At 35.1% G+C, this 17006-nt stretch carries 18 protein-coding genes and 1 tRNA gene; 5 read left to right on the top strand and 14 right to left on the bottom strand.

Features of this window, described 5'->3' with window-relative positions; genetic code table 11:
* The first annotated feature begins 70 nt into the window (after positions 1 to 70).
* Positions 71 to 400 (top strand): nucleoside triphosphate pyrophosphohydrolase family protein, encoded by a 330-nt coding sequence (locus tag AC6EJB_RS01550; protein WP_498491976.1) that lies wholly within the window; start codon positions 71 to 73, stop codon positions 398 to 400.
* 11 nt (positions 401 to 411) lie between these two features.
* On the opposite strand, the gene AC6EJB_RS01555 is transcribed toward AC6EJB_RS01550, so the two are convergent.
* From AC6EJB_RS01555 to ilvA, 3 genes are read right to left on the bottom strand one after another with little or no spacing between them, the layout of a single operon-like run.
* A complete protein-coding gene (locus AC6EJB_RS01555) occupies positions 412 to 711 on the bottom strand; it encodes a YggT family protein (RefSeq protein WP_498491977.1) in 300 nt (99 codons plus the stop codon).
* A 24-nt stretch (positions 712 to 735) separates the two neighbouring features.
* On the bottom strand, positions 736 to 1242 hold the full coding sequence (gene scpB / locus AC6EJB_RS01560; protein WP_498491978.1) for an SMC-Scp complex subunit ScpB: 507 nt from the start codon (positions 1240 to 1242) through the stop codon (positions 736 to 738).
* Positions 1243 to 1288: 46 nt separating this feature from the next.
* Positions 1289 to 2833 (bottom strand): threonine ammonia-lyase, biosynthetic, encoded by a 1545-nt coding sequence (gene ilvA, locus AC6EJB_RS01565; protein ID WP_498491979.1) that lies wholly within the window; start codon positions 2831 to 2833, stop codon positions 1289 to 1291.
* A 119-nt stretch (positions 2834 to 2952) separates the two neighbouring features.
* Between ilvA and dxs the strand changes: the two genes are divergently transcribed.
* Positions 2953 to 4839 (top strand): 1-deoxy-D-xylulose-5-phosphate synthase, encoded by a 1887-nt coding sequence (gene dxs, locus AC6EJB_RS01570; RefSeq protein ID WP_498491980.1) that lies wholly within the window; start codon positions 2953 to 2955, stop codon positions 4837 to 4839.
* Positions 4840 to 4915: 76 nt separating this feature from the next.
* On the opposite strand, the gene psaK is transcribed toward dxs, so the two are convergent.
* From psaK to AC6EJB_RS01610, 8 genes are all read right to left on the bottom strand, one after another.
* On the bottom strand, positions 4916 to 5176 hold the full coding sequence (psaK, locus tag AC6EJB_RS01575; RefSeq protein ID WP_498491981.1) for a photosystem I reaction center subunit PsaK: 261 nt from the start codon (positions 5174 to 5176) through the stop codon (positions 4916 to 4918).
* 70 nt (positions 5177 to 5246) lie between these two features.
* The gene (locus tag AC6EJB_RS01580; RefSeq protein ID WP_498491982.1) at positions 5247 to 5591 is read right to left on the bottom strand and encodes a DUF3593 domain-containing protein; all 345 of its coding nucleotides are present in this window, start codon (positions 5589 to 5591) and stop codon (positions 5247 to 5249) included.
* Positions 5588 to 5896, bottom strand: coding sequence for a DUF2499 domain-containing protein (locus AC6EJB_RS01585; protein WP_498491983.1), 309 nt, complete (start codon positions 5894 to 5896; stop codon positions 5588 to 5590). Before AC6EJB_RS01585 ends, AC6EJB_RS01580 begins: the two co-directional genes overlap by 4 nt.
* Positions 5889 to 6443: a peroxiredoxin gene (locus tag AC6EJB_RS01590; protein WP_498491984.1), complete on the bottom strand. Its 555-nt coding sequence runs from the start codon at positions 6441 to 6443 to the stop codon at positions 5889 to 5891. The genes AC6EJB_RS01585 and AC6EJB_RS01590 overlap by 8 nt, the downstream gene beginning before the upstream one ends.
* A gap of 18 nt (positions 6444 to 6461) precedes the next feature.
* A complete protein-coding gene (rpmB, locus tag AC6EJB_RS01595; protein WP_498491985.1) occupies positions 6462 to 6698 on the bottom strand; it encodes a 50S ribosomal protein L28 in 237 nt (78 codons plus the stop codon).
* A gap of 45 nt (positions 6699 to 6743) precedes the next feature.
* The gene (htpG, locus tag AC6EJB_RS01600) at positions 6744 to 8648 is read right to left on the bottom strand and encodes a molecular chaperone HtpG (RefSeq protein WP_498491986.1); all 1905 of its coding nucleotides are present in this window, start codon (positions 8646 to 8648) and stop codon (positions 6744 to 6746) included.
* A gap of 130 nt (positions 8649 to 8778) precedes the next feature.
* Positions 8779 to 9954 carry an ATP phosphoribosyltransferase regulatory subunit gene (locus AC6EJB_RS01605; protein WP_498491987.1) on the bottom strand — a complete coding sequence of 392 codons (1176 nt, stop codon included), beginning with the start codon at positions 9952 to 9954 and terminating at the stop codon, positions 8779 to 8781.
* A 42-nt stretch (positions 9955 to 9996) separates the two neighbouring features.
* Complete coding sequence (locus AC6EJB_RS01610; RefSeq protein ID WP_498491988.1) at positions 9997 to 10863, bottom strand: inositol monophosphatase family protein; 867 nt, start codon at positions 10861 to 10863, stop codon at positions 9997 to 9999.
* A 216-nt stretch (positions 10864 to 11079) separates the two neighbouring features.
* Between AC6EJB_RS01610 and AC6EJB_RS01615 the strand changes: the two genes are divergently transcribed.
* Positions 11080 to 11166, top strand: a tRNA-Ser gene (locus AC6EJB_RS01615).
* A gap of 38 nt (positions 11167 to 11204) precedes the next feature.
* Here the strand turns inward: AC6EJB_RS01615 and pstB are convergent.
* Genes pstB through pstC form a run of 3 tightly spaced genes read right to left on the bottom strand, consistent with a single transcriptional unit; the run spans position 11205 to position 13908 of the window.
* A complete protein-coding gene (pstB, locus tag AC6EJB_RS01620) occupies positions 11205 to 12008 on the bottom strand; it encodes a phosphate ABC transporter ATP-binding protein PstB (protein ID WP_498491989.1) in 804 nt (267 codons plus the stop codon).
* Between the two features lie 31 nt (positions 12009 to 12039).
* On the bottom strand, positions 12040 to 12954 hold the full coding sequence (gene pstA / locus AC6EJB_RS01625) for a phosphate ABC transporter permease PstA (protein ID WP_498491990.1): 915 nt from the start codon (positions 12952 to 12954) through the stop codon (positions 12040 to 12042).
* Entirely contained in the window at positions 12955 to 13908 is a 954-nt protein-coding gene (gene pstC / locus AC6EJB_RS01630) for a phosphate ABC transporter permease subunit PstC (protein ID WP_498491991.1), read from the bottom strand.
* A 150-nt stretch (positions 13909 to 14058) separates the two neighbouring features.
* Between pstC and dnaK the strand changes: the two genes are divergently transcribed.
* A complete protein-coding gene (gene dnaK, locus AC6EJB_RS01635; RefSeq protein WP_498491992.1) occupies positions 14059 to 16059 on the top strand; it encodes a molecular chaperone DnaK in 2001 nt (666 codons plus the stop codon).
* A complete protein-coding gene (locus AC6EJB_RS01640; RefSeq protein WP_498491993.1) occupies positions 16043 to 16969 on the top strand; it encodes a DnaJ domain-containing protein in 927 nt (308 codons plus the stop codon). Before dnaK ends, AC6EJB_RS01640 begins: the two co-directional genes overlap by 17 nt.
* Positions 16970 to 17006: the final 37 nt, after the last annotated feature.

Here is a 17006-nt window from a genome sequence, read left to right on the forward strand (position 1 = left end):
CTTGTGATTAGAAAAAACTAACATCTGATTGTGGTTGAATCGTCAACTTTGTTTTTTCAAGAAAATAAACATGGAACTGAATCATTATCAAAGAGAATCTCGTAAGACAGCTCTTTATCCTGATGTCGGTAGTAATGCTGTTTACCCAACATTAGGTCTTGTTGGAGAAGCAGGTGAGGTTGCTGATAAAGTCAAAAAAATTCTAAGAGATAAGAAGGGCGTATTTGATAAAGATAGTAAGGATGCAATTAAATTTGAATTAGGTGATGTCCTTTGGTACATCTCACAACTTTCCAGCGAATTGGGTTATGAACTAGAGGACGTTGCTAATGCAAACTTGAAAAAACTTAATAGCCGTAAAATTAGAGGAAAAATTCAAGGCAGTGGCGATGACCGTTAATGTAGTGATTATCAATACATTTGAAATCCTCCAATAGCCAATGAAGCGGCGTTACCAAGTATTCCTTGAACAACTCTAATAACTATAAAAGCTAAAATAGGTGAAAGATCTAAGCCTGCAATTGGAGGGATTATTCCTCTGAAAAAATTTAAGTAGGGATCAGTAATTGCACATAGATTTAAAAGTATTGGATTACTCATATCAAGATTTGGGAACCATGTAAGTAAAACCCTAATGATCAGTATTGTTGAATAAATTCCAAGTGTTTTTAGAAGTACAAGAAGAATTGTTGGAATGATTTCGTAACCCATTAGCTATAAAATTCTCAACCTATATTATGCCGCATTTTTATCTTCTGCTTGATCTGGTTCGGGTAATACAGAAAATGTTTGATGAAATTTTTCCGAGAGAGTTAACCAAAATGAACGTCCATCCTTTTGCCGTCTTCTCTCTACAAAATTTTTATCTACAAGTTCTTTGATGTGATCGTATGCTCCAGATCCTCTTAAATCAACTAATTCAGATTGAAGTATTTTCTTTTTCAAGGCAACTGTGGCAAGAGTTCTTAGAGTGGCAATTGATAAATCCGCTGGGAGTAGATCCTGGACTAACTCACCAAGCCCTTGCCTTAGTTCTAGGCTGTAAAAATTCTTACTTTCGTTAATTTCTAAAGCAGTATCTCGTTGAGCATATCCAGCCTTAAGTTCCCAAAGTGCTTTTTCTACTTCACTAATATCTTTTTCAAGAAGATCTGCCATTTCTTTTGATGATGTTGGCCTTCCCTTGAGATAAAGAATGGCTTCAATTCTTGCTGGCAATGATATTTGTCTGCTCTCATCCATGAGTTTCTTTTAAAGTTATTTTATTTGATATCCAAAATTACCTCGTCTACTTCAACTCTGCACCTAAAAATAATTTATAAGCAAGATTATTTGTTTCTTTCCAATTTTTATAGCCTACTTTTTCAAGAAAATTATTCCACGATGGAATATCAGAATCTTTCACAAGTAAACCTATTACTATTCTCCCAGTGTCTGCCCCGTGATTTCTGTAATGGAAAATACTTATTGTCCATTCTGGTCTCATAGAGTTTACAAATCTCATTAACGCGCCAGGCCTCTCTGGAAACTCAAATCTGTAAAGCAATTCTTTATATTCTCCTTGAGATGATTCTTTGATCGATCTTGGGAGTCTGCCTCCAACCATATGCCTGAGATGTACCTTAGAAAGCTCATCATCACTTAAGTCATGACAGTCAAAACCATTTTTCTTTATTTCTTTAATTAATAATTTTCTATCAACAGTATCTGAAACTTCAACACCCATAAATATTTGTGCGGTAGAACCTTCTGACATTCTGTAACTAAATTCAGTTAAACTTCTTGCTCCAAGCGTTTCACATAAAAGCTTTAAACTACCAGCTTTTTCGGGTATTCCTACAGCTAGCATTGCTTCTTTTTCTTCTCCTAATTCGGCTCTTTCTGCTACAAATCTTAGTCTTTCAAAATTCATATTTGCTCCGCAAGCTATAGCCACTAAGTTGTTATTTTTTAAATTGTTCTTAATAACGTGTTTTTTTAAACCAGCTATTGCTAATGCACCTGCGGGCTCAAGAATTGAACGAGTATCTTCGAAAACATCTTTTATTGCTGCACATATTTCGTCGGTATTTACAGTGATCATTTCATCAACATTGTTTTTGCAAATTGCGAATGTCTTTTTTCCGACTTTCCTAACGGCAACGCCGTCTGCAAATAGACCAACACTGTCAAGCTCAACTGGCTTGTTGGCTTTTATTGAAAGTGTCATTGCGCAAGCATCTTCAGGTTCAACACCAATAATCTTTGTATCTGGCCATATTGCTTTTACATATGCACTTACTCCAGCAATAAGTCCACCTCCTCCTACGGCGATGTAAATGGCGTCAGGTGGTTTATGGCTCTGCCGAAGTATCTCTAGACCTATTGTTCCTTGTCCCGCTATAACTTCAGGATCATCAAATGGATGGATGAAGGTTAGATTTTCTTTTTTAGATATTTCTAGTGATTTTTCGTAGCATTCATCATATGTTTCACCGAAAAGAATAACTTCTGCCTTATGTGATTCAACTGCCCTTACTTTCATTATGGGAGTTGTCAGAGGCATCACAATCACGGCTCTGCATTTAAGAAATGATGCACTTAAAGCAACTCCCTGCGCATGATTCCCAGCGCTTGAAGCAATAACTCCTTTATTTAGCTCTTCCTTGGTTAGCTGAGACATGCGGTTAAATGCACCTCTTAACTTAAATGAAAAAACTGGTTGAAGGTCTTCTCTCTTAAACCAGATATCATTTTTGAATTTTTTACTTAAGTTTTTTGCCCTTTCTAGTGGGGTTTCTTCAGCAACGTCATAAACGCGAGCTCTTAGTATTTTCTGTAGATAGTCCTCCATATCTAGCTTTTCACCGATTTTTGGTTTGTGTATTTTCTACATTCCATTTGTTCTTGTGCAAGTTTTATCAAAATGTAGGGTAGACCTCGTAGATTGGAGGGATTCAATCTCAGAGTTATATGCGTCTGAGCCAGTTAAGTCATCCGAATGAGCTTCATGGCTTACCCATTAGTGAATTGGAAGATGTCGCTTGCCAAATAAGAGAAAGGCATCTCCAAGTAGTTTCTACTAGTGGTGGGCACTTAGGTCCAGGTCTTGGTGTTGTTGAGTTAACAATTGCTCTCTATCAGACTTTAGATTTAGATGTCGATAAAGTTATTTGGGATGTTGGACATCAGGCATATCCACACAAGTTGTTGACTGGAAGATATGAGAGATTTGATTCACTTAGGCAACAAAAAGGAGTAGCAGGTTACCTAAAAAGATCAGAAAGTAAATTTGATCATTTTGGGGCAGGTCATGCGAGTACATCTATTTCTGCAGCCCTTGGGATGGCGCTTGCTAGAGATCGAAAAGGTGGAGATTATAAATGTGTTGCAGTAATTGGTGATGGTGCTTTGACAGGAGGAATGGCTTTAGAGGCCATTAATCATGCAGGACATCTTCCAAAAACACCTCTTTTAGTTGTATTAAATGATAACGATATGTCGATTTCTCCACCAGTTGGAGCCTTGTCGACTTATTTAAATCGAATGCGACATAGTCCACCTGTCCAATTCATATCGGACAGTGTTCAAGAAAGTGTAAAAAATCTTCCTTTCATGGGTGATGCTATTCAAGAGGAATTTAAATCTCTTACTGGTAGCGTAAGACGTTTGGCAGTTCCAAGTGTTGGTGCAGTTTTTGAGGAATTGGGTTTTACTTACATGGGACCTGTAGATGGCCATGATATTTCTGAATTGACAAGAACTTTTAATGCTGCGCATAAAGTTGGTGGACCTGTAATGGTCCATGTAGCTACTACAAAGGGAAAAGGTTATCCATATGCTGAGGCTGACCAGGTTGGTTACCATGCCCAGTCTTCTTTTGATTTGACGACGGGGAAATCTATTCCTTCTAAAACACCTAAACCTCCAAGTTTTAGTAAGGTTTTTGGTCAAACTTTAGTAAAATTATGCGAGCAAGATAGCAAGATAGTTGGAATTACTGCAGCGATGGCAGAAGGTACTGCCTTAAACCTTTTACAGAAAGCTATTCCAGATCAATATGTAGATGTTGGCATAGCTGAACAACATGCTGTAACTCTTGCGGGTGGAATGGCTTGCGAAGGAATCAAACCAGTTGTAGCTATTTACAGTACCTTCTTACAAAGAGCATATGATCAGTTAATTCATGATATTGGAATACAGAATTTACCTGTAACTTTTGTCTTAGATAGAGCTGGCATTGTTGGCGCTGACGGCCCAACCCATCAGGGTCAATATGATATTAGTTATTTGAGATGTGTCCCTAATTTTACTGTTATGGCTCCAAAGGATGAGTCTGAACTGCAGCAAATGTTAGTTACATGTATTAATCACAATGGTCCTTCAGCTCTACGAATACCTAGAGGTTCTGGAGAGGGGGCTGCGCTGATGGAAGAGGGATGGGAGTCTCTTGAAATTGGTAAGGCCGAGATATTAGAAGAGGGCGAAAATTTATTAATAATCGGCTATGGATCTATGGTTTGCCCAGCAATTAAAACAGCGGCTTTACTCAAAGAATTTGGAGTGAATTGCACTGTTATTAATGCCCGCTTTATAAGACCATTAGATGAGGAAGCTATTCATCACGCTGCTAAAAGAATTGGCAAGGTAGTTACAATGGAAGAAGGGACATTATTGGGAGGTTTTGGATCTGCAGTAGTTGAATCTTTTAATGATAATGACATTTTTGTTCCTACATTAAGAATAGGAATACCAGATAAATTAGTAGATCATGCTACACCACAGCAAAGTAAAGAATCTCTTGGGTTAACTCCAGAAATGATGGCTGATCAAATTAAAAATAAATTTAATTTTAATTAATTAGATATAAAAAACAAAAAAAGGATTATTTATATCAATAATCCTTTTTTTATTAGATTAAATTTATAAAATTACTTTATAAAACTCCCCTAGCAGCAAGACCCAAAATTGAACCTATTCCCAAAACATGGCCTAAGCAATTTGCAGCTACAAAAGAACCATGACTTAGTCCCCCATAAAACTGAGAATTAGGCATAGGAAAACCTTCGTTTGGCTTTTCAATATTTGATCTTGCAATTGCATAAGCAAGTAAATTGCAAATGATCATCACTACGGCACATTTTGGAGACCACTGAAATGTCACTGGATCAGCTGCTGCTAATAATGTTGTGAGCATCTTTTATCCCTATTGAATAAACTCATTATCGACCATAAAGAATCCTTTTGCGTCAAATGTTACTCACCTCTTAAGAGTTTTTTACTTCTGTTTTACTTTTGAATGACTGCAGCATCAAAACAAAACCGTAAACAATAAATGCATCGCTAATCGTTAAAAACGATTCTGCTAGTCCGTGCAGTACATCTACATTTGTTAATTCATCCCCAAAATAAATTTGTGCGATTATTGCAAAAACTATCGTCATGAATACAAATAAGAGAGTTAACTTAAAACCAATAAATGATATTTTTGGTATCGCTTTTGTTTTGCCCGCATAACGCAGGAATACTAGATAAGGAATTAGTGAAAGGACGAAAAATGGGCTTGGGTCAATTCGTGCAATCGACTCAAGACTAAGAATTGAAATATTCATTGGTTTGGTTGTGATGACTCAGATCTAAACAAGTTCCATGCAGCAAATGCAAGACATATATTTCCTACAGTTGTAAGAGCTGCTTGTAGTACAACTAATCCTTTTAATTCAATACTGTTATCAAATATATGCCAAGTGATTGCGGCCATAGCACTAGCAAGATTTGGCAACATTGCTAAAGCAAAATATCCCAAAGCTCTGTTATTGGATATTGATGAAATATAGTCAATTACTATTATTGCAATCCCCCACTCAAATAGAGTTGCAATATGGATAAACCATGTTCCTAAAGAAAGTTCATGCATATATTTTCTTTTGTTTATTAAGCTCTTCTAAAACTTCTTGAGCATGTCCTATGGGTCTTACTCCTATCCATTTATATACAACTATACCCTTTGGATTGATCATAAATGTATTTCTTTTTGAATAGGGATATAACCATGAATCGTATGATTTGCTTATTTCTCCTGTTGTATCTGAAAGTAGGGTATAACCAAGTTTCGCGGATGTACAAAATGATTCATGTTCTTCTTCATTGTCAGCAGAGATTCCAACTACAGAGCAATTAAGTTTTTTAAACTTAGAAAGATTATCTTGAAATGCTTTGGCTTGTAATGTACAACCACTTGAGAAATCTTTAGGGTAAAAATATAAAATTAACCATTTACCTAAAAAATCACTTAGAGACCATTCTTTTTTATCCGGATTGTTTTTGTTGAAACCATTTAATAAAAAATCAGGTGCTTTTTGACCAAGGCTAACAGTATTTATACTTGCAAATAATTTTGAGGGTTTAACAAATAAAATATTAGAAAATAAAACAAAAAATTTTATAAATTGTCTTCTTTTCATTTGATTAACAAATCAAATTTATAATTTGTTTAAATCTACCCCTAATGATTTAGCATAATTTCCTAATCCCCTCTTCTGAATAGTTTTTAGTGCTCTTGTCGTTACTCTTATATTGATCCATTTGTTTTCTTCTTCCCACCATAATCTCCTCTGTTGCAGATTTGCGTGCTGCAATTTTTTGGTTCTAATATGGGAATGGCTGACTGACATTCCGTTGTTAGCTCTTGTGCCTGTAAGTTGGCAAACCCTAGACATTTTTTAAACTTGATCGTTTTTTTATTCTATCAAATGAGGTTGAGATTAAACGAATTTTTGCATTAATTTCCCTAAGACCTCAGCATTCCTAGTTTGAAAAGCTGCGATATCTTTATTCTCGAGACCTCCAATTGACAGTTTGGCCATCTCATAAACATGGATTGCGATGTCACTGGCTAATTGGCTATCCTCTGATTTGCCTGACCCTTCAATAACTATTGGGTTGGAGTTTAACTTTAATAATCCTTGAACAAGTGGATGGTTTGAATTGACAATTAAATTATGATATTCAGGTAGACCGGGAAGTTTCTGTTCCATTAATGCTGTTATATCATTAATTCTTCTCATTTGTTCTGGTAATAATATTAATGAAGGTGGGGAATTCTCACCTTTAAGGCTTTGCACTTGTACTGTCACTTTTTCATTGTTTAGAGCTGAACTAATCATCTTTTTAAGTGTTTCTGACTTAGTATTTCCATCTTTATCAGCGATTTCAGGTGAATCATCTTTAACGCTCTCATCAAGTTCGGAGTCTACTCTGACAAAATTTATTTCTTTATTTTTTTCCTCTAGCCAAGGAATAAATTGGGTATCAATAACAGTATCAAGTTTTAAAACTTCTTTGCCTTGAGAAGTCCACATGTTGAGTGCTGTTGATTGAGAGACTTCATCCGTTGAATATAAAACCTTTTTGTTCTCATCAGTTAGCCTATTCTTATAACCTTCAAGGGTGGTAAAAGTCTTTGATCCAGATTGTATTAGTTCATTAGAGTCTTCATTATCTGCTGAAGTGTTTTTTGTTGTTGAATATAAAATTATCTCTGTTACTTGTTCGGCAAATTTCTCATCTTCCATAGCTCCTATTTTTATAAAGGGTGATATTGAGTCCCAAATATCAGCATAAAATTGGGTTTCATCTTTCTTTAATGTTTTAAGCTTGTCGGCTAACTTCTTTGCAATAAAGTTACCTATAGATTTAACTCTTCTGTCTGATTGTAATGCGCTTCTACTTACATTTAAGGGAATATCAGGTGAATCTATTACTCCCCTCAAAGGTAATAAGTATCTAGGCACAATTTCTTTAATTGAGTCGCTAACAAATACCTGATTGCAGAAAAGTTTGATTTCACCACTTTCCCAATCGGCTCTTCCAGTTAACTTTGGAAAATATAATATACCTTGCAAATTATATGGATAGTCTGTGTTTAGGTGAACCCATAAAAGGGGATCGCCTTGGAAAGGATAGAGGTATTTATAGAGTTCTATATAATCTTGGTCCTTTAGATTTTGTTTACTTTCTCTCCATGGTGGATTCATTTTATTGATAACTTCTTCTTCTAGTGTGATTTCAATAGGCATGAAATCACAATATTTTTTTATTAATGTTTTAATTCTGCTTGGTTCAATGTATTCAATTTCATCTTCCATTAAATGTAAAATTATATCTGTACCAATTTCTTCTTTATCTGATTCATCAAGTGAATATTGAGGTGAACCATTACATTTCCATTTTACAGCTTGTGAATCATTTTTTGCTGATTTAGTTATTATTTCAACTTCTTCTGCAACCATAAAACTAGAATAAAAACCTAGTCCAAAATGACCTATAAATCCATCATCAGGTTGTTTATATTTTTCAAGAAATTCTTCTGCACTTGAGAAAGCGACTTGATTAATATATTTCTTAATTTCATCACTAGTCATTCCTATTCCATTGTCACTAATTGTCAATGTCTTATGTTCTCTGTCAATTGAGATTTTAATTTTTTCATCTTCAGCCGCGACACAATCTCCTGCAAAGGCGGCCATTTTTCTTTTTTTGATTGCATCTACGGAGTTACTTATAAGCTCTCTAATGAATATTTCATGATCTGAGTAGACTGCTTTTTTAATTATTGGGAATATATTTTCTGTGTGAATAAGAATAGTTCCTTCTTCTTTAACAGGCATGACTTATTGAAATTTTTATTATCATAGCGATACGAATTTCTGTTTAGGCGTTAAGTGCAAAAGTATTATTGATTCCAGGCCAATAGTTTTCGATCCCTGACAAATATTTAAATGATATAGTTAATTTATATCAATCTATCCATTCAATTTTTGTGCATCTATTGGATTTTAAAAGTTGATTTGTTGCATCATTTTTCTTTCGAGGTTCATGTGAAATTACAGAAATAATTCCCTTATTGTGCCATTCCTTTTGTTGTTTTAATGCTTTATAGATACTTGCACTTTGCTTGTATGCGATTAATACTTTTTGATTATTACCTTTCATTTCCTCGTTTGAGGAGACTAATTCCCTGATTTTATCAATGCTAATACTAAATCCAATTCCGAAGCAATTATGATCGCTAGAGCTGAATTTCTTTACCAAATCATCATATCTACCGCCTTTAGCAATAATAACTGGAGCACTTGGGGATGATGAAACAAGTGAGAAGGTTAAACCACTATACAATTTATATTTAGTCCCTAATGTAGGGTCTAGTTGCACTGCTATCTCCTTCTCGTTAGCTAATGGTTCAATAATAGTAAATAATTCCTTTAGGTTTTCAATATAAGAATTCGATCCATAGATATTTGTTAGATCAGTTAATATTTTCTCTGGTGCTCCTCTCATATTTAGGATCTTTTTTATAAAAATTCTTTGTTCATCTTTTATATCTAGTTTACTCAATGCTATGTAATCTAGATCGCAGAGAATATCTTTTATTTGATCTATTTTAGTTGAATCAAACGAGCTTAAAATAAGTTCCAATAGATATGTATTACCAATAAGTAATGTCATTTTATATTCCTGAGCAATTTCAATTGTTTTCAATGATTCAATCAGTAAAGTTAGAAGTTCTATCTCTGCATTAATAGCTTTTGTTCCTATCAATTCCACTCCGCTTTGAAATGACTCCTCGATATCAATACCACCATCAATACTTTGATTACATTTAAATGAAGTACCTGTCGACCAGAAACGAAGTGGCCTTTCATATTCATCAAATCTAGTTGAAGCAGCACGAACAATTGAAGCTGTTATTTCAGGTCTTAATCCAAGAGGTTCATCAGAAACGATTTTTAGTATTTCATTGTTTGAAATTCCACCAGCTGCCATAAGTGTGTCTAGACGTTCAATATGTGGCGGTGATATTCGCTCATATCCCCATAGTTGATATAAAGATGAAAGTTTAGATGCAATGAGATGGTTCTTTCTTACTTGCTGAGGATTTAAGTCGCGCGCACCCGAGGCAGGTTGCAATGTCATTATTTGAATCTTTTTATTACTTAAGGATCACATAAATTAGGACTATTTTCCACCATAAGAGTTAGGAGTTAATGGTCTAATTTTTGCAAGTTCATTTTTGAGCTCATTTTGTATGTTTGGATTACAAGCAAGAATTCTGCCGGTAGTGAGATCAAAATCTCCGAAAGGATAATTGGAAACTATTCCACCCGCCATTTCAACTAATGGTACCCCTGCTGCCATATCCCATTTTGCAAGTCCACGTTCCCAAAAAGCATCCACTTTGCCTGAGGCCACAAAGGCTAGATCTACAGCGGCTGCTCCTCCTCTTCTTACCCCATGGGTAAGATGGGTTAGCCAACAAAATTCTGAATAATTATTATCTAATACTTCTCGTCTGTCATATGCGAAACCTGTAACTAAGAGTGAATCAGATAAGGAATTCGTGTTCGTTACATTTATTTTATCGCCATTACAAAATGATCCATGCTCTGGAGATGCGTAATAAATTTCATTCAAAGATGGTACTGATATGGCTCCCAATATTGGATTGCTATTCCAAATTAAACCTATTGAAGTTGCGAAAAATGGATATCCATGAGCATAGTTTGTTGTTCCATCAAGAGGGTCTATACACCATTTTAATTCTCCATCCTTTGACTTATATCCGCTTTCTTCAGCAAGAATAGAAATGTAAGGCGTCTCTTTTTCTAAATATTCTATTATTATTTTTTCACATTCTATATCTGCATTAGTGACAAGATCTCCAGCAGTTCCTTTACACTTTATCGTTTTAATCCTTCCATAATTATTCATCAGCGATGCTCCCCCTCTTTCTGCGGCCTGCTTGGCAATTTCTAATAATTTATGAATTTCATCTTTATCTAGACCTGCATTCAAAGAAGCGGTTTTACAAGATGGTATAACCATGGCTATTATTTTTGTTTATATTAATCGTCTACTATTGGAAGATTCTATTTGTCTTTAAATCCATTTATTCTCTTTAATAAATTATTGATTACTAGGAACTTGTTTAGTAAAAAAGTATTTAATAAATAAATCCGATAGTTGAATTTTCAAGAAGACCTGTCTCTGTGGTATATATTTAAATTCAGCAATTGGAAAACATTTTATTGCTGATTTCAAGGAGAGGTGGCCGAGTGGTTGAAGGCGCAGCACTGGAAATGCTGTATAGGGGCAACCCTATCGAGGGTTCGAATCCCTCTCTCTCCGTCCCGCATGGTAACTTTTAATAAAAAAAGCTTTAGTGGTTATCCAAATTTTCCAGAGATATAGTCTTGAGTTGATTTTTGCTTTGGTGAATTGAACATGTTTTTTGTTTTATCAAACTCAACTAAAAATCCAATTTTTCCACCTAAATCCTTCTCTTTTTTCTCTGTGTTGAAAAAAGCTGTGTAATCACTGACTCTATTAGCTTGTTGCATATTGTGCGTAACAATGATAATTGTAAAATTCTTCTTTAATTCATGAATTGTCTCTTCAATTTTTAATGTAGATAATGGATCTAGTGCTGAGCATGGCTCATCCATTAAGATCACATCAGGTTCAATAGCAATTGTCCTTGCTATGCATAATCTTTGTTGTTGACCACCAGATAATGAATAACCACTTTCGTTTAATTTATCCTTGCACTCATCCCAAACGGCAGCCTTTGTAAGAGATTCTTCTACTAATTGATCCATATTACCTTTATATCCATTAACTCTTGCACCAAAGGCAATATTTTCGTAAATACTTTTAGGAAAAGGATTGGGTTGTTGAAAAACCATACCAATTCTCCTTCTAACCTCAACTGGATCTATATCCTCTGCATATATATCTATACCTTCAAAAATAACACTGCCTGATAATTTGCAACCTTCTATTAAATCGTTCATTCGGTTGATTGCTCTGATGACGGTTGATTTACCGCAACCTGATGGACCAATAAAAGATGTAACTTGATTCTTTTGAATATCACAAAACACATTTTTAACTGCAACTGAATTGCCATATGTAATTGATACATTATCGAGTGAGATTGAATATGTAGATTTTATATTTTTTTTATTCATTAGCTTATTTTATTATTAGTTTTGCTCATAATTATACTTTATTTTTTGAAAAAGCACCAAGTCTGCCTATCCATCTTGAAAGGATATTAAGACTTAAAAGTACAACAACTAATATGAATGATGCTGCCCATGCTAGTTGGTTTTGAGCTTCATATGGTTCAAGAGCGAAATTGTAAATTAACACTGACAATGAACCCATTTCATAGAAAAGATCATCAAAACTTGTAATATAGTAACGTGAGAAAAGAGCTGTAAATATTAATGGAGCTGTTTCTCCTGCTGCCCTAGCGAGTGCCAATAATACGCCTGTAGAAATTGAACTAAATGCAGCTGGTAATGTGATATTTGTTATCATTATGAATTTTGAGGCGCCAACACCAAATGCAGCTTTTCTCATATCATTTGGAACTAATTTAAGTGCTTCATCAGTAGTTTTAATTATTGTTGGAAGCATTAGAATTGAAAGTGATATTCCGCCTGCAATACCGCTGAACATTGATCCAAATAATATTTTGGTAGATACAATAATTGCATATATAAATACACCAGCAATTATAGAAGGTACCCCTGCAAGTACATTTGAACCAAACCTTATAAATTTTGCAAAGTTTCCTGATTTTGAATATTCGGCAAGATATATTCCACCTCCTACTCCAACAGGTATTGATATTATTGAAGCAATAACTGCCATTATTAAAGTTCCAGTTATTGCTGGCCCTATTCCTCCAGCTGAGAGAAGATCATCTCCTGGTGGCTCAGGTTCAAGAATTAAGGTCTCTAAGTTTATATAACTTCCACCTTTTATTAATACATAGCTTATGACTAATATTAAAGGAAGTACAGAAATGGTGGCAAAAAGAGCAGAAATGATAGTTAAGGCTTTGTTCCCAATATTTCTAGTTAGAGAGGGATTATAAGTTAGAGATTTTTTTGAAGTGTAATTCATTTATTGATATTTTAAGCTTAATTTTTTTACAATCCACTGGGCAAATACATTAACCAATAAGGTTAATATCATTAGGATTAATGCTGCATACATTAGAGAAGAGACTTGGCTTCCATCTGCTTCACCAAATTGATTGGCGAGCATGGATGAAATTGTATATGAAGGAGCAAATATTGACCAACTAAAGTTATTTGAATTGCCAATAATCATAGTAACTGCCATTGTCTCACCCATAGCTCTTCCTAGAGCAAGTAAAACTCCTCCAGTTATCCCAGAAATTGCGGCTGGAATAATAACTTTAAAAATAGTAGTCCATCTTGACGCTCCAATTCCATAGGCAGCTTGCCTAAGTTTAGATGGAACTTGTTTTAGTGAATCTTTTGAAATCGATGTAATTATAGGTAGTATCATTACCACAAGTATTAATATTGCTGGCATCATTCCAGCGCCCAAAGGTTGGGTGCTGAAAAATGGGATAAATCCCAATAGTTCGTAGATTATGTTCAAAAATGGTCTAATAAAAGGTTCCATAATAAATACTGCCCATAGTCCTAAAACTACTGATGGAATAGCAGCTAAAAGTTCAACCATTATCCCAATTACATTTCTTATATATTCGGGAATTATATTTTCAGTTATAAATATTGCAGTGCCGACGCCCAATGGAATGGCAATTAATAATGACGCAATCGATGTAAAAAGGGTCCCATAAATAGCTGTGAATGCACCGTACTCATCTGTAACTGGATTCCATGCAGAGCTAAAAAGAAACCTCAGTCCATATTTTGAAATTGATTCAGTAGATTCATAGTAAACGACAGCAAATATGGAAAAAAGCACTACGGCTACCATTGAAGCCAAGGCAACAACAATATTTTTAAACCCAACATCTACCAACTTCTCTGAAGTTGGTCTTGTCCTCAATGAAAATTTGGATGTACTTGCTTTGTCCACGAGCTAAAGCATTTACTTTATGAATCTATATCTAATCTCAAATTTTTCACTAAGGTAGGGTTAATGATTGGCTTTAAGTGTTGAAGGGTACATAATAAGTATTGAATAACCTTAAACGCTAGTTACTGTGGGGCTTAAATAAGTATTGCCATGGGGAGAATTGTTGGCATTGACTTGGGAACGACAAATTCCGTTGTAGCGGTGTTGGAGGCTGGTAGGCCAGTAGTTATTTCTAATGCGGAAGGAGCTAGGACTACACCATCAGTTGTAGGCTTTACTAAAGAATCTGAATTGTTAGTTGGTCAACTTGCAAGAAGGCAATTAGTTCTAAATCCAAAAAATACTTTTTCAAATTTAAAAAGATTTGTTGGAAGAGCTTGGGATGAACTTGAAGAAAATAGCCTTTCAGTTCCTTACAATGTCCGTGCTAATGATCAAGGAAATGTTCGCGTAACATCTTCTGTTACTAAAAGAGAGTATGCACCGGAAGAATTGATTGGAAACATTATTAGGAAGTTAATAGACGATGCAGAAACTTATTTAGGAGAGAATGTTGATTCAGCAGTAATTACTGTGCCCGCTTATTTCAACGATTCACAAAGGCAAGCAACTAGAGACGCAGCAAATTTGGCTGGTATAAATGTTGAAAGGATATTAAATGAGCCCACTTCAGCTGCTCTTGCCTATGGATTTGATAAAAGTTCCTCAAGAAAGGTCTTGGTCTTTGATTTAGGAGGAGGAACTTTTGATGTGTCATTAATGTCAATTTCTAATGGTGTTTTTGATGTGAAAGCTACTTCAGGGGATACTCAATTGGGAGGTAATGATTTTGACCAGAAGATTGTTGATTGGCTTGCTGATGATTTTTTAAATAAAAATAAGATTGATTTGAGAAGAGATAGGCAATCATTACAAAGACTTACTGAAGCGGCTGAGAAGGCGAAGCAGGAGCTTTCTGGTGTCCAAGCAACCCCTATATCACTCCCCTTTATTTCTACTGGTAATGACGGTCCATTACATATTGAAAGAACTCTGACTAGAAATATTTATGAGAGTCTTTGTAATGATCTTCTTGATAAATTATTGGATCCTGTCAATACCGTTATTGATGATTCAGGTTGGAGACCTGAAGAAATAGATGAAGTAGTTCTAGTGGGAGGAAGTACTCGAATGCCAATGGTAAAGCAATTAGTTAAAACTCTTGTACCGAACCCTCCCTGTCAATCTGTTAATCCTGATGAAGTGGTTGCTATTGGGGCAGCTATTCAAGGCGGAATTATTTCAGGAGAGCTTAGAGATCTTTTGTTGAATGACGTCACTCCCCTTTCTCTGGGATTAGAAACTGTTGGTGGTTTGATGAAAGTTTTAATTCCACGTAATACTTGCATACCTGTTAGGCAATCAGATGTTTTTAGTACCTCTGCCTCAAATCAATCATCAGTAGAAATTCATATTTGGCAAGGTGAACGGCAAATGGCATCGGACAACAAATCTTTAGGTAAATTTAGATTATCTGGTATTCCTCCAGCTCCAAGAGGTGTCCCTCAAGTTCAAGTTGCCTTTGATATTGATGCAAATGGTTTATTAGAAGTAAGCGCAACGGATAGAACAACAGGAAGGAAGCAGTCTGTAAGTGTTACTGGCGGCTCAAACTTGAATCAAAACGAAGTTGATAAACTTATTGAAGAGTCTAAAGCTAAAGCCTCAGAAGACAGAAAAAAACGTGCTTCTATCGATCAAAAAAATAATGCATTAACACTCGTAGCCCAAGCTGAGAGGAGACTAAGAGATGCTTCTTTAGAATTAGGTCCTTATGGTGCAGAAAGACAACAGAGATCTGTAGAAATTGCGATGAGAGACGTAGAAGATTTGCTCGAAGAAAATGATTTGCAAGAACTTGAATATGCTGTTGGTTCTTTACAAGAAGCACTCTTTGGATTAAACCGTCGCTTATCAGCAGAAAGAAAAACTGAGTCAAATCCAATTCAAGGGATTAGAAATACTTTTGGGTCGTTAAAAGACGAATTATTTTCCGATGATTACTGGGATGATGACCCTTGGGATTACTCACAAAGAGGCCAGAACCGAAATGGTGACAATAACTATAGAAGAAGGGACTTAGATCCTTGGGATAATGACTACTACCGGTGAACCAAATTATTGGTCTTTATTAGGAGTTTCGCCTGAATGTGATTCTTCTGAACTTAAAGCAGCTTTTAGGAAAGAAGCGAGAAAGTGGCATCCTGATTTAAATAAAAATGATTCGAATGCCGAAGAAAGATTCAAATTAATTAATGAAGCGTATGCCGTTCTAAGTGACCCAAAAAAAAGACTTGATTGGGAGAAAAGAAATAATAAAAATATTGATATTTTCAATAATCGATTTCCAACTTACGAGGAATATTTGGATGTTGTATTGGGAATTAAAACTAATTTTGAAAGTGAATTTGATGATATAGATGATCAGCAATTTGAGCAAACTGAAGATCAATATGATAATTATGATCAATCAAATATTAATGAAAATATTCCAGCGACAAGTGAACCTTCTCCCCCACCCACATTGATTTATGAAGATCAAGAATCTATTGTTGAAATTACACCAGATCAGGCACTTTTTGGCTCTTCGGTTGATATTCAACTAGAAGATGGCACTCTTGTAGAAGTTTTGACTCCCCCTTTTGCTGGTGATGGATGGAGATTACGTATAGAAGGTGCAGCAATCGGTTTCCGCGATCATTTTGTACAATTAAAAGTTCAAACAAACGAAGGTTTAAGAATTGATGGCTTAAGAGTTTTATACCGGCTTGAATTATTTCCACATGATGCTTTATTGGGATGTGCTGTTGATGTACCTACTCTTAATGGGACGGTTACATTACAAGTCCCGCCGAATTCTTCTACAGGAAGAATGTTAAGGCTTAGAGGTCGCGGTTTGGAATATGAAGACTATCGTGGTGATCAGATTGTTGAAATAATTATTGTGTTACCTGATAATTTATGTGATTCTGAGATTGCATTATATCAACGTCTAAACGAATTATCCATGGAAAATTATTAGAATAATATTGTTTATTCATTTTATAGTTTTATAATAA

Source organism: Prochlorococcus sp. G4PB17 (assembly GCF_059772445.1).